This is a genomic window from Rhodoferax sp. GW821-FHT07G04 (assembly GCF_059418585.1).
Window position 1 is genome coordinate 853,493 of record NZ_JBWKQD010000001.1, and the last position, 13,222, is coordinate 866,714.

Sequence of the window (13,222 nt, forward strand, 5' to 3'; positions counted from 1 at the left end):
AATGGCCTCCATAGAACTCAAAAACGTCATCAAACGCTACGGCTCTGGCAAGCACGTCAACCAGGTCATACACGGCGTCAATGCGCAGATCACGGATGGCGAATTCATCGTCATCGTGGGACCTTCGGGCTGCGGCAAGTCCACGCTCCTGCGCATGGTCGCCGGGCTCGAAGAAATCAGCGATGGCGAGATCTCCATCGGCAACCGCGTCGTCAACCACCTGGAACCCGCCGAACGCGACATCGCCATGGTGTTCCAGAACTATGCGCTCTACCCCCATATGAGCGTGTTCGACAACATGGCCTATGGTCTGAAGATCGCCAAGGTGCCCGAGGATGAAATCCGGGCCCGCGTGGACAAGGCCGCCAAGATTCTGGAGATTGGCCAGTTCCTCAAGCGCAAACCCCGCGAACTCTCCGGTGGACAACGCCAACGCGTAGCCATGGGCCGTGCCATCGTGCGCCAGCCCCAGGTGTTTTTGTTTGACGAGCCTCTGTCCAATCTGGACGCCAAGCTGCGCGCCCAGACCCGACTGGAGATCCAGAAGCTGCACCGCGAACTGGGCATCACCTCGCTGTTCGTCACCCACGACCAGGTCGAGGCCATGACGCTGGCGCAGCGCATGATCGTCATGAACGGCGGCAAGATGGAGCAATTTGGCACGCCCGAAGAGGTCTACACCCGGCCGGCCAGCACCTTTGTCGCCAGCTTCATTGGTTCGCCGCCGATGAACTTGTTGAAGAACGCGCCCGGCGCCTTGACAGGCCGTATCACCGGCATACGCCCGGAGCATCTGGACATTGGTGACACCGGCTGGGCCTTGCAGGTGGAAACGGTGGAATTGCTGGGTGCCGAGCGCCTGGTCTATGGCCGCTGGGCCCATGGCAGCGGTGACGAACTGGTGATTGTGCGTACCGAAGAAGCACAGACCCCGCCCGCCATAGGCGCCACTATCCACGTGACGCCCCGCGCTGGCAAGTTGCACACCTTCGACGCAACCACCGGCTTGCGTGTGGCGGGGACCGAATGACGGACGGCCACGTCGATATAGCCGGTGACTTGCCCCCCTGGCCCTACCCCCGCTGGGTCGCCCACCGCGGCGCCGGCAAGCTGGCGCCCGAGAACACGCTGGCGGCCTTTCGCCTGGGCGCCAGCCATGGCTACCGCATGTTCGAATGCGATGTCAAACTCAGCGCCGATGGCGTGCCCTTCTTGCTGCACGACGCCACCTTGCAGCGCACCACCAATGCCCGCGCCCAACTCGGCAAGGGCAACAGCGCGGTCGCGGGCGACCACCCGTGGAGCGCGCTGTCGCAGCTAGATGCCGGTGGCTGGCATTCACGTGCCTATGCGGGCGAGCCGATTCCCACGTTGGACAGTATTGCCGCCTTTTGCATCCGCAACGGCTACCTGTTGAACATCGAGATCAAACCCACACCCGGCACCGAGCACCACACCGGCGAGGTCGTGGCCCGGCAGGCCGCGCGGCTGTGGGCCGGCCAGGCCGTGCCGCCGCTGCTGACCTCGTTCGCAGTCGAGGCGCTGCAAGGCGCGCAAGAAGCGCAGCCCGATCTGCCCCGTGGGCTGCTGTTGGACACGCTGTGGACGGGTTGGGTTGAGACCGCGCTGACGTTGGATTGCCGGGCCATTGTCTGCAACCACGCCCTGTGGGACCGCAGCAGCGTGACCCAGGCCCAAAGCGCAGGTTTTCGCACGCTGAGCTATACGGTGAATGACGAATGGGCCGCACAGCGCCTGCTGGAGCTGGGCACCGACGGCATCATCACCGACCGGGTAGACCTGTTCACCCCGGCATAGAATCGGCACGATGCCAAGCCCCAAAACCCCTGCCAACGCTACCGCCACAGCCAAAAAGCCCCGCGCACCGTCCAAGAAGAAAGCCCTGGCCGCCGCAGAGACCACCAGCAGCCGCCTGACACGTGAAGACTGGCTGGACGCGGCATTCCGTGCCGCGATTGACGGGGGTTTCGGCGCAGTCCGGGTGCTGACGCTGGCCGACACGTTGGGCGTGAGCCGGGGCAGCTTCTACTGGCACTTTGCCGACCATGCCGAGCTGGTCCATGCCTTGATCGACCGCTGGTACCAGCGCGAGCTGGCCATGGACAAGCGCATGCTGGAGGGTGACCTGCCCGACCCCGCGGCCCGCATCCTGCAGATACTGGACAACGCCATTGCCCACTCGATCGAAGAGCGCGAATTCGACCGTTTCGAGCTGGCCCTGCGCGCCCTGGCCGGCAAGGATGCCGCCATGGCCGCGTTGCTGGAAAAGGTGGACCGCAAGCGCCTGCAACTGGTCCACACCTACTACGCCAAGCTGGTCAACGGCGACGAAGAAAAGGCGCGTGAGCTATCGGCCCTGTTCTACCTGGCCGTGGTGGGTAGCCACCAGGCCATGAACAGGCCCTCGTCCAATGCCAAGGTCTCGGACTACCTCAAGTCCATCATCGCCAAGCACCTGGTGCAGGCGGTGCAAGCCAAGGCCAAAGCCGCTTAAAACCCCAAAACGGGTTTATTGGCAGCCGCACCGACCGAATTTTCATCAAATCGGCCTCTAGCCCTCGTCACACAAGGGTATCTCGCTACTTTATTGGTAGCACTCCTATCACGCACCCGGTTAGGCGTGTACATCCGGTACCACGCGCAGCCCCTGCCTTCGCAGGCGTGGTAACTGCAGCGCCAGCAAGCGTTCACCACCCAGCGGTGCCAGCGCACGGGCCACTGCCTGCTGATCCTGCGCGGGCATGGCGCGGTACACATCCAGTGCGCGTTGCACCATCCACAGCGTGTACGGAATTGCAGCCCTGCGAAACGTGCCGTGAGCCCCCAGGGGTATCTCCACATCGGCCAGCGTGCGGGGCAAGGGCTTGCCCGTAGGCCAACCGGCAGCCAGCCTGTCCTGCACCTGGGTGGCTATGCCTTCGACCATGGGTACAAACTGCGCGAATATGGCGCGCAGCACAGGCTCCAGCGTGGGCGCGATGGCGTCGCCCTCCAGCAGTTCGCCACTGTCGGCGTGGGGCGTAGGGCTGGCCATGCGGTCTATCCAGTCGCGCAAATGCCGGCGTGGCGCCACCAGTTCGCGCGCGGGCCAGGGGTCGCGCCCCAGGTGGCCATACATGGTGCCCACCAGGCTGAAGTCGGCCAGCGTGGGCCGTGCGCCCAGCAGGTAGGGCACCTCGGCGAAATGGGCATCCAGCGCATCGCACATCTGCGCCGTCCAGTCGTTCATCAACTGGTACTGCTCGGGCCGCACGCCAACCCGGTGCAGCATGCCGCGCAAGTTGTTGGCTACATAGGCCACGGCCTTGCGCTGCAGCCACTGGGGGAATCCGGGCAACAGGCCGGCACCCGCCTCTTTTTCAAACAGCGCATAGTTCTCGGGGTAGGACCAACGCGTATGCATGGCGATGGGTATCCACCACTCGTCGCCCCAGGCCTCCAGCAGGTAGGCCACGAAGGTCTGCACCGGCGTGTGGGGGATCACGCTGCGGTTGGGGAACTCTGCCTCCATGCGGTCGATGATGAAGCTGGTGTCCTGCAGCCACTCGTCTTGCGGCGTGCGCAGCACCGGCATCACCACCTCGCCGGTCTTGCGCTTGATGCGCTGGGTCAGCGTGTACATGTCCACGGCCTGGTCTACAAAGGGAATGCCCTTGTAGCGCAGGTAGCAGCGCGCCTTGCCGGCAAAGTAGGACAGGTGCCAGCCGTAGAGGATGAAGGCTTGTTGTTGCGGCTGGCTCATGCTGGGTTGGCCTCAATGAAGGTGCACAGCGCCTCGGCGACTTCAACACCCTTGTCTTCCTGCAAAAAGTGGCCCGCGCCACGCGTGACGGCATGGGCCTGTCCCTGGGCACCGGGGATCAGCTTCTGGAAGATCTTGGCACCGCCGCGCGTGACCGGGTCGCGGTTGCTGAACAGTGTGAGGAAAGGCTTCTCCCATTGCTTGAAGACCTCCCAGGCCTTCTCGTTGTTCCCGCACTCCGGGTTGTCGGGCGTGGTGGGCACAAAAGTGGGGAACAGCCGGGCACCCAGGCGGTAGCTGCGCGACGGAAACGGTGCGTCATAGGCCGCCACCTCGTCCGGCGCCAGGCCCATGGCGCAGCCGGATTTGACAATGCGGCCGATCGGGAACCAGGGGCTGTACATGGCGAAGGCGCGCCAGATCTTGAAGGCCTTGGGCACGGCGCCCACACCCGTTGGCAGGCCCCCATTGGCCAGCGCAACGCGGTCAAAGCGCTGCGGCATCTCGGCCGCCATGCGCAGGCCAATCAGCGAGCCCCAGTCCTGGCAGAAGAGTGTGGTGTGCCGCAGGTCCAGCGCTTCCATCCACGCGCTCATCCACTGCACGTGGTTGAAGTAGGAATAGTCCTGGGCCTGGGTAGGCTTGTCCGATCGCCCAAAGCCCACCAGATCGGGTGCCAGCACGCGGTGACCGGCGGCCAACAGTACCGGGATCATCTTGCGGTACAGGTAGGACCAGGTGGGCTCGCCATGCATCAGCAACACCGGCGCCGCGTCGCGCGGGCCTTCGTCGATGTACGCCACGCGCAGACCACCGACCATGCGGTAGTGCGGGGTATAGGGAAAGTCGGCAATAGCAGCAAATCGCTCCTCCGGCGTGCGGACGAATTCAGTGACCTTGGGCAATGGGCGCATGGGGATCGTTTTCTACATTTTCTAGAAATAGGGAATACGGCGTCAGAAGCGGCGGCTGACCCGTATCTGCTTATCGCCAGCCGGCAGGCTGACAAAGTCGCCATCCACACCCACCCGTATGGGACCGGCGTAGATGGTTTTTGCATCGCCCAGAAAGGCAGACTCCATGCCAGGTATGGGTGGCAGGGTGGGCACGATGTGGTTGAGCAACAGGTAGCCCACCTGGGCGTCGCGCGCGGTTTCGGCGGCCTGCTCGGGGGTCGTGTGGTAGTTCTGAATGTCACCGAAGATCTTGTCCAGATTGGCCCGCCCGGCCTGCCCTGCGGCCCGCTGCAGGCCCTGCATTAGCGGCACCGACAAGGCCTCGTGTACCAGCAGATCTGCCCCCTGTGCAGCGCGTAGTACGGCGGCCGATTGCACCGTGTCGCCGCTGAGTACCACACTGCGGCCCTTGTAACGTATGCGGTAGCCCACGGCCGGGTGTATGGGTGCGTGGTCCACGGCAAACGCGGCAACCTCCAACGGCCCATCCTGCAACACCACCGTGGCTTGGTCGGGCAGCAGCATAAACGGCCGTGCCACACCGCCAAAGCCGCTGGCAGCGACGGTGGCGTCGCCATGGTGGGCGACGCGGTATTGCTGGTCCTGCTGGTAGGCCTGTAGGAAGCCCGCCAGCACGGCCTCCACACCCGGCGGGCCATAGACGGGCACGGGCGCGCGGTTGGAGGTGCTGACCCAGCGCTGCAGCATCAATTCGCCCAAGCCATCGATGTGGTCGGAGTGGAAGTGGGTCAGGAAAATGCCCTCCACATGGCCCTGGTTGAAGCCCATCTTGCCGATGTTCCGCGAGGCACCACTGCCCGCATCAAATACCAACTGGTGCTTGCCCGCAATCACCAGCGTGCAGGGGCCGGAACGCCTCTCGTCCGGGAAGGGAGAGCCAGCACCGCACAAACCCACGTGCAGGCCATCGGGCAATTCAGACGCGGCGTCGGCCGCCAGCTTGTCCGCGGCCACCCGGGTTGCGATGGCCAGCGCAAAGGGCGCGCGCAGCGTGTAGGCCGCGGCTGCCACCAGGCCAAGCAGCAGCGCCAGTGCCACGGCGACTTTGCGGATCTTTCTCATGCGGCCCCGCGCTTCTTGCCCCGCCTGCGCAACCACAGCGCCACGAGCAGTAGGGCCAGCGCAATGGCAGGCCAACGCAACATCGGCAGGTAGACATTGACCAGCGAATTGACCATGACCTGGTGGCGGGGCTCATAGCCCTCGGGCATGGGCAGCACGCCATTGGCTTGGGCGTAATGCTCGTAGTCGGCACGCAGGGCTTGGAACAGTTGCGGCATCTGCTGTTGCAGATCGACCGTCTCCCCAGGGTCGCCCACCACATTGAACAGATGCCATTGGCCGTCGCCCACGGGCGCCATGTTTTGCGTGAGCTTCCAATCGCCACGGAAGACGGCCTTGTTGCCCGACAACTCATAGCCCACGGGTTCATCGGGCGCATGGGCTTGTGCGGCGGTGCCCTGCAGCACCGGCAGCAGGCTGCGGCCCGTCATGGGCTCCACGGCCGCGCCCCGGTAATGCCCCGTGGGTTGCGCCACACCAGCCAGCGCCAGCAGAGTGGGCGCGATGTCCTTGACGTGGGCCATGCGGGGGTGGATGCTGTTGGCTACCGTGCCGGGCACACCGGCAATGATCATCGGCGAGCGCACACCGCCCTCTCCCGCATAGAACTTGTACGTGGACAGCGGCGACGCGGCGGCACTGGCCCAGCTCGGGCCTATGGTGTCGTAGGCACCCTTGTCGCCCAGCTTGTCCATGTCATTGGTGTATTCGTGGGACAGCCACAGCCGGGCCGTCAGGATGGCATAGGGGTCAGAGGCCTCGGCACCGTTGTCGGACAAGAAGACAAACACCGTGTTGTCGTACTGGCCTGATGCCTTCAGGTAATCAATCAAGCGCCCGACGTGGAAGTCCATGGCCTCGGCCATGGCGGCATAGACCTCCATGCGGCGCGCCTCGTACTGCTGCTGCGCCGGCGTCATCGCGTCCCAGTCGGTGGTGGTGGGCATGGTCACCATGGGCGTGTTGGGCGGCACCAGGCCCAGCGCCGCCGCACGGTCGCGCCGCGCCTTGCGCAAGGCGGTCCAGCCGTCCTTGTAGACACCCTTGTATTTGTCGATGTAAGCGCGCGGGGCCTGCACCGGAATGTGGTTGGCCTGGAAGGCCAGGTAGGTGTAGAAGGGCCGGTCGGATTTTTCGTCGCGGCGCAGGTAGTCAATGGCCTTGTCGACATAGAAGGCCGACGAGTAATACTCCTGGGGCATGACCGCCTCTTTGCCGTCTTCAAACCAGTAGACCTTGTCAGACAGCGCCATATAGCGCTTGCCGGTCTCCCAGTTGTCCGAGCCGCTGTCGCCCTGGATCAGCGAGTGGTCAAAACCGCGGGCCGGCGGCAGGTTGTGTGCCTCCTTGCCCACGTGCCATTTGCCCACCGCATAGGTGCGGTAGCCACTGTCTTGCAGCAGCGTGCTGACGGTGACCACGTTCTGGTTCAGTACCGTCAAGTAGCCGGGCTTGCCCAGGTGCTCTCGCGGCACGCTCTCGCGCATGGCACCCACGCCGGTGCGGTGGCTGTCCACGCCGGTCATCAGCATGGCGCGGGTGGGAGAACATTCCGCCGCCACATGGAAGTTGGAGAAGCGCATGCCCCGGCGGGCCAGCGCGTCCAGATTGGGCGTGGCGATCTCGCTGCCAAAGGCGCCCACGTCGGTGAAGCCCCAATCGTCGGCGACGATGACCACCATGTTGGGACGCGGCTGCCCGGCGGCGAAGGCGGTGGGGGGCATGCTGACAAGCCCCCACAAGAGGACCGAGGCGGCTGCGTGTATCGCTCTGTGCATCGTCAAGAACTTCACAAATGGGCCTCGGTGTGGATGGCAGCGCCCAGCAGGGCATCTTGCACGGCCCACAACCGGTCCTGGCCCCAGACGGCGGTATGGCCCACGCGGAACGTCGGCACACCCCAGAGGCCCAGACCGAACATCTCCTGGCGATTGGCCTCGGCCCGTTCGCGCCAAGACGCATCCTGCAAGGCCTCTCGGGCCTGCGCCCAAGACAGCCCGCTGCGCTCCACAATCCTGCGCAGACCGCTGTCGCTGCCGGCGTTGATGCCCTCGGCCCACACGCCCTGCATGAACGAGAGTACAAACGCCTGGCCCTTGCCCGCGCGCTCGGCATAGGGGATCAGCGCCAAACCGCGCTCCGTGGGCCGGCCCACGGGATCGTTGATGCGGCCAAAGGCAATGCCGCGGGCGCGGGCCTCGCGGGCTGCGTCCAGCGCGATGTAGCCGCGCTTGGCCTTGGGCACCGGCAGGCCGCGCATGACCATGGGCAATAAAAACCGCAGCCGCACCTCGGCACCGGTCAAGCGGCCCAACTCAAAGATGCGAGGGGCCACAATGGCCGAATACGGGCTGCGCAAAGAGAAAAAGAAGTCGATGGGGGCTGGGCGCCCCAGTTGCACGGCCTGCGCCCAATCCTGCGAGGGCGGGTAGAGGCAGCCCACCGTGCCCGGCTTGCTGGCACCCAGGGCTTGCAAGCGCTGCTCCAGGTGGTAGAGCCTGTCTATGCCCCAGTACCACTCGCCGCCGTAGTAGAACGTGGCACCCAGGTAGTGGCCCAGTTTCTGGCGCAAGGCCTCGGCCGTCTGCTGGTGCGTGGCCACGGCCTCCAAGCTGGCCAAGGCTCGGCCCTGGGCCACGGTGTCGGCCCGCGTGCCGGCCGGGTTCTTCCACAACCAGGTGGAGACGGCGCTCAGCACATCTGCGGTTGGCTGCCCATCGCTGGAGGCTGCCGCAGCCACCAGCAAGCGGCGGGCCCATTCCACGGCGCGCTCCATAGGCTGCACGCCCGGGTCGGTGAAGGCCAGACCGTGGTGCTGGGCCAGCAATTGCGCGTCCTTGCGGCTGTAGGCGGTGAGCTTGTCCCGCTCGGGCGCGGCCGCTGCATCGGGCGGCCCCACGATGTGCAGCGCCAGCCGGACGTCATAGCGCGCCAGCAACGGAGCCAGGCTGTGGGCGGCCAGCGCGCTGTAGGGGTCGTCGACCTGGTGGAAGTAGTGCAGTACATGGCCCTGCCCCGCGCGCAGGCGCGTGCGCTCGGCGTGTGCGCGCTGCCGGTGCAGCCGCCGCTCCGACAGCAAACGCTGGCTGAGCATGGGCATCAACAGGGTCTTCAACGACATAGGGGCTGCCCTGCCAGTGGCAATTACCAGGCCTTGATGAAGCGGATCTGCAAAGACTCCGACACCAGCGCATTCTGGCTGCCAAAGTTGCGGCTGAAGTGCACATTGAAACCGGCATCCTTGCCCGGCAATTTATACGAGAGGAAGGGGCCGAAACCATAGTTTCTATACCGCCCCGCACCCACCGGCACACCCGTTCCCGAGTCATCGGTCACCTGCTGGATGGCCAGCAGATTGGCGCCAAAGGCCCAGTTGCCGCTGACCTTGACGATGCCCAGCTCGGTGTAGACGAAATCGCCGCTGCGGTAGTCGGTGTCCAAGTTGGTGCTGTTGGTGCCATAGGACAGGCGCCCGGCTATGGTCACCCCCGAATCCCAGGTGGGGTCGGTGTGCTTGGGGTTGAGCGCATAGGTCACGGCCACACCGGGGCGCAGCGTATAGAAGTTGCCAAAGCCGGGGTTGGGGCCACGGTTCTTGTCATAGGCCCCGGTGGGCACAAACAGGGAGACTCCGGCGGCGATCTTGAGCCGGTCTTCGGAGCGCACCCACACGGCCGAGAGTTCGGCATCGCCCAGGCCGGTGACGTTGACGTTCTCGCTGGTATTGCGCGCAATCAGGCCGGTCTGCACCGCGTAATTGGCCGCATTGGCCATCGTGGTGATGGCGCCCAGCACCTGGGGCGGCAGCGCCGCGGTGGCCGCTGGGGACACGGTGCCGCTGGGTTGCGTAGCAAAAAAGCTGCGGTTGATGGTGACCAAGGGCACATTGACGGCAAAGGCCAGGCGCCCGTCGCCATAGGTGCCCTCGGTCATATAGCCGGCCAGGATGTTGACCTGGGTCTGGGTCTGGTCGAACTTGATGGTGCCGGCCGGCACGCTCAGGCTGTAGGTGCCGTCGGGAATGGGCAGCCCGGCCTTGGAATTGGTCGGCAGCGGAATGACACGCGCCGCCACGCCCACGTCATTGCCGGCATCGTCGGCCACCTTGTAGATGTGGGTGTAGGTAGCAATGGCTGTGGCGAAGAGGCCGGGGTTGTCCACCATCGCGGCAATCTCGCCGCCAAAGGCGCCCACCGGGGCCTGGCGCAGCTTGTAGCCCTCGCTGGCCTGGGCGGCGGGGTGGAGTGACAAGGCAAAAGTCAGGCAGGCGGCCGTTTGCAGGGCGCGCGTCAGGGGCTTGGCAAGAGGGGCGGCGTTTCGCATGCAGGTAACTCCAAGAGGTGATGGGCAGGGCGCAAGGGTGAAAGTTAAGGCAATCGACGAACAATACACTAGTGCATGTTTTGCAGTTTAACCATTTCCATACACCACTGTCTTTCAGGGTTTACGCTAGGAATGGGATTCACCGGGCCGTGGCACCGCAGGCAACCCGAAAAAGGGTCGGTGTTGGCGAAGAAACGAGGAGGTAAGCCCGAGGCGGGGCCAGCCGGGCCTTAGCGGCGCAGGGAGAAGAGGCCCTGGCTCAGGCTGGCGCACACCAGCATGGCGGCGTAGCTGGCCATCTTGCCGTCACGGCCGAAAAACCAAAGACCCAGGCCCAGAGCCAGCACACCCGCTACGCAATTAATAGCAGTCTGCACAAGCAATCCGGGGGCTGAGGGGGTTTTTGGACCAAGCCAGGGGCCAACCAGGGCCAATACCGCACCCACTGCCAGAGCCGGGGCGCAGAAGTTGAACAGGTGCAGGAAGGTGTCCAGGGGGCCCATGGAAGGCGGCCATTGACGGCCGTCAAGAAAGAGAAGTGGTGGCGATTTTATAATCAGGCATTCTTCCCACCACCCCGCTCCGTTGGATACCGGCTTGCACCGCAAGCGGCTCCCTACCAAAACAATATGGCCGTCTGGACCCTAGGCATCAACCACACCACCGCCCCGCTGGATTTGCGTGGCCGGTTTGCGTTCGCCATGGACCAGATCGCCCCCCATCTGCACGGCCTGCGCCAAACGTTGCAGCGCATGCCGGAGGCGGCCATCGTCTCCACCTGCAACCGCACCGAGATCTATTGCGCCGGCGAACAATCCGAGCTGGAGCCCACGCTGGGCTGGCTGGCCCAGTCGGCCGGCATCTCGCCAGACGCGCTGCGCTCCCACACCTATAGCCTGCAAGACGGCCAGGCCGCACGCCATGCCTTCCGCGTAGCCAGCGGGCTGGACTCCATGGTGCTGGGCGAGCCGCAGATCCTGGGCCAGTTGAAAGACGCGGTGCGTGCCGCCGACGCGGCTGGCGCCCTGGGCACCACCCTCTCGCAGATGTTCCAGCGTTCGTTCGCCGTAGCCAAGGAGGTGCGCACCTCGACCGAGATCGGTGCCCACAGCATCAGCATGGCGGCAGCCGCCGTGCGCCTGGCCGGCAACCTATTTGAAGACCTGGGCAAAGTGCGCGTGCTGTTTGTCGGCGCGGGCGAGATGATCGAGCTGTGCGCCACGCACTTTGCGGCCAAATCGCCCAAGTCCATCGCCATTGCCAACCGCACGCTGGAGCGCGGCGAAAAGCTGGCCAGCCGCTTTGGCGGCGAGGTCATGCGCCTGGCCGACCTGCCCGACCGCCTGCACGAGTTTGACGCCGTCATCAGTTGCACCGCCAGCACGCTGCCCATCATCGGCCTGGGCGCCGTAGAGCGGGCACTGAAGAAGCGTCGCCGCCGCCCCATGTTCATGGTCGACTTGGCCGTGCCGCGCGACATCGAGGTCGAGGTCAAGGCACTCGAAGACGTCTACCTCTACACCGTGGACGACCTGGCCGGCGTGGTGCAGACTGCCCAGGCCAGCCGCCAAGCCGCCGTGGCCCAGGCCGAGGCGATTGTGGATGCCGGTGTGCAAAGCTTCATGCATTGGGTGGACCAGCGCGGATCGGTCCCGTTGATCCAGCAGCTCAACGCCCAGGCGGACGAGTGGCGTGCCCTGGAACTGGCCCGCGCCCGCAAGCTGCTGGCCAAGGGCGAGGACATCGACACCGTGCTCGAAGCATTGTCCAAGGGACTGACCCAAAAAATGCTGCACGGCGCGATGGCTGAACTGCATGCCGGTGATGCCGCCGCCCGCGAGCGTGCCAGCTCCGCCATTTCGCACTTTTTCCTGCGCAACACGCGTTAGCGACGCTGCCCCGCTGCAGCCCGCCCTTTGCCGACGACGCAAAGGACTACCCCGATTTCCTGTTTGAGTGATCCGATGAAACCCTTTCTCCGCCAACAATTAGCCCGCTACACCGACCGCCAGGGCGAGCTGGAATTCCTGCTGTCCCGCGAGGACATCATGAAAGACATGGAGCAGTTCCTCAAACTCTCGCGCGAGCACACCGACGTGGCGGCGGTGGCCAGCCGCTGGGCGCGCTACCAGCAGCGCGAGGCCGACCTGGCAAGCGCCGAAGAGATGAAGGCCGACCCCGACATGGCGGAAATGGCCGCGGAAGAAATCGCCAGCGCCACCGCCGAGATCGAGCAACTGGAAGCCGAACTGCAACGCATGCTGCTGCCCAAGGACCCCGACGACGCCCGCCCCGCCTTTGTCGAAATCCGCGCCGGCACTGGCGGCGATGAATCCGCGCTGTTCGCCGCCGATCTGGCCCGCATGTACACCCGCTACTGCGACAGCATTGGGCTCAAGACCGAGATCATGAGCGAGTCGCAGAGTGAGCTGGGCGGCTACAAGGAAGTGGTGCTGCGCATAGAAGGCAATGCCACCACCAGCGCCGGGTCGTGCGGCGCCTACGGCATGCTCAAGTTCGAGAGCGGCGGCCACCGCGTGCAGCGCGTGCCCGCCACCGAGACGCAGGGCCGCATCCACACCAGTGCTTGCACCATCGCCGTACTGGCCGAGCAGGACGAGGTCGAAGCCGCCAAGATCAACCCCTCGGACCTGCGCATCGACACCTACCGCGCCAGCGGCGCCGGCGGCCAGCACATCAACAAGACCGACTCGGCCGTGCGCATCACCCACATCCCCACCGGCATCGTGGCCGAATGCCAGGACGGCCGCAGCCAGCACAGCAACAAGGCCCAGGCCCTGAAGGTGCTGACCGCCCGCATCCACGAGAAAGAGCGCAGCGAGCGCGCCGCCAAGGACGCTGCCGAGCGCAAGAGCCTGGTGGGAAGTGGCGATAGAAGCGACCGCATCCGCACCTACAACTTCCCGCAGGGCCGCCTGACCGACCACCGCATCAACCTGACGCTGTACAAGCTGGACCGCGCCATGGAGGGCGACTTGGGCGACGTGGTGGAAGCCCTGCAAGCCTATGAAGCGGCCGAGCAACTGGCGGCGCTGGAAGTCGGACTCGTCTAAGAAAAAAGGCCTGTAGCCCCTGT

12 protein-coding genes are annotated in these 13,222 nt (G+C 65.1%); 5 read left to right on the top strand and 7 right to left on the bottom strand.

Annotation, left to right across the window (positions count from 1 at the left end; all coding sequences use genetic code 11):
• Position 1: 1 nt before the first annotated feature.
• From AC07OO_RS03880 to AC07OO_RS03890, 3 genes are read left to right on the top strand one after another with little or no spacing between them, the layout of a single operon-like run.
• Complete coding sequence (locus AC07OO_RS03880) at positions 2 to 1,030, top strand: sn-glycerol-3-phosphate import ATP-binding protein UgpC (RefSeq protein WP_495080737.1); 1,029 nt, start codon at positions 2 to 4, stop codon at positions 1,028 to 1,030.
• Positions 1,027 to 1,818 (top strand): glycerophosphodiester phosphodiesterase, encoded by a 792-nt coding sequence (gene ugpQ, locus AC07OO_RS03885; RefSeq protein WP_495080738.1) that lies wholly within the window; start codon positions 1,027 to 1,029, stop codon positions 1,816 to 1,818. Before AC07OO_RS03880 ends, ugpQ begins: the two co-directional genes overlap by 4 nt.
• A 10-nt stretch (positions 1,819 to 1,828) precedes the next feature.
• Positions 1,829 to 2,515: a TetR/AcrR family transcriptional regulator gene (locus AC07OO_RS03890; RefSeq protein WP_495080739.1), complete on the top strand. Its 687-nt coding sequence runs from the start codon at positions 1,829 to 1,831 to the stop codon at positions 2,513 to 2,515.
• 120 nt (positions 2,516 to 2,635) lie between these two features.
• On the opposite strand, the gene AC07OO_RS03895 is transcribed toward AC07OO_RS03890, so the two are convergent.
• The 7 genes from AC07OO_RS03895 to AC07OO_RS03925 all read right to left on the bottom strand — a co-directional run bounded on the left by AC07OO_RS03895 (position 2,636) and on the right by AC07OO_RS03925 (position 10,628).
• On the bottom strand, positions 2,636 to 3,763 hold the full coding sequence (locus AC07OO_RS03895) for a glutathione S-transferase family protein (protein ID WP_495080740.1): 1,128 nt from the start codon (positions 3,761 to 3,763) through the stop codon (positions 2,636 to 2,638).
• The gene (locus tag AC07OO_RS03900; RefSeq protein ID WP_495080741.1) at positions 3,760 to 4,677 is read right to left on the bottom strand and encodes a haloalkane dehalogenase; all 918 of its coding nucleotides are present in this window, start codon (positions 4,675 to 4,677) and stop codon (positions 3,760 to 3,762) included. The genes AC07OO_RS03895 and AC07OO_RS03900 overlap by 4 nt, the downstream gene beginning before the upstream one ends.
• A 42-nt stretch (positions 4,678 to 4,719) precedes the next feature.
• A complete protein-coding gene (locus AC07OO_RS03905) occupies positions 4,720 to 5,802 on the bottom strand; it encodes an MBL fold metallo-hydrolase (protein ID WP_495080742.1) in 1,083 nt (360 codons plus the stop codon).
• Complete coding sequence (locus tag AC07OO_RS03910; protein WP_495080743.1) at positions 5,799 to 7,526, bottom strand: arylsulfatase; 1,728 nt, start codon at positions 7,524 to 7,526, stop codon at positions 5,799 to 5,801. Before AC07OO_RS03910 ends, AC07OO_RS03905 begins: the two co-directional genes overlap by 4 nt.
• 65 nt (positions 7,527 to 7,591) lie before the next feature.
• A complete protein-coding gene (locus AC07OO_RS03915) occupies positions 7,592 to 8,923 on the bottom strand; it encodes a DsbA family protein (RefSeq protein ID WP_495080744.1) in 1,332 nt (443 codons plus the stop codon).
• A gap of 23 nt (positions 8,924 to 8,946) precedes the next feature.
• Positions 8,947 to 10,125, bottom strand: a complete 1,179-nt coding sequence (locus tag AC07OO_RS03920; RefSeq protein WP_495080745.1) for a SphA family protein — start codon at positions 10,123 to 10,125, stop codon at positions 8,947 to 8,949.
• A gap of 230 nt (positions 10,126 to 10,355) precedes the next feature.
• The gene (locus AC07OO_RS03925; RefSeq protein ID WP_495080746.1) at positions 10,356 to 10,628 is read right to left on the bottom strand and encodes a hypothetical protein; all 273 of its coding nucleotides are present in this window, start codon (positions 10,626 to 10,628) and stop codon (positions 10,356 to 10,358) included.
• A gap of 126 nt (positions 10,629 to 10,754) precedes the next feature.
• On the opposite strand from AC07OO_RS03925, the gene hemA reads away from it, so the two are divergent.
• Positions 10,755 to 12,014 carry a glutamyl-tRNA reductase gene (hemA, locus tag AC07OO_RS03930; protein ID WP_495080747.1) on the top strand — a complete coding sequence of 420 codons (1,260 nt, stop codon included), beginning with the start codon at positions 10,755 to 10,757 and terminating at the stop codon, positions 12,012 to 12,014.
• Positions 12,015 to 12,089: 75 nt separating this feature from the next.
• Entirely contained in the window at positions 12,090 to 13,199 is a 1,110-nt protein-coding gene (prfA, locus tag AC07OO_RS03935) for a peptide chain release factor 1 (RefSeq protein ID WP_495080748.1), read from the top strand.
• Positions 13,200 to 13,222 lie beyond the last annotated feature (23 nt).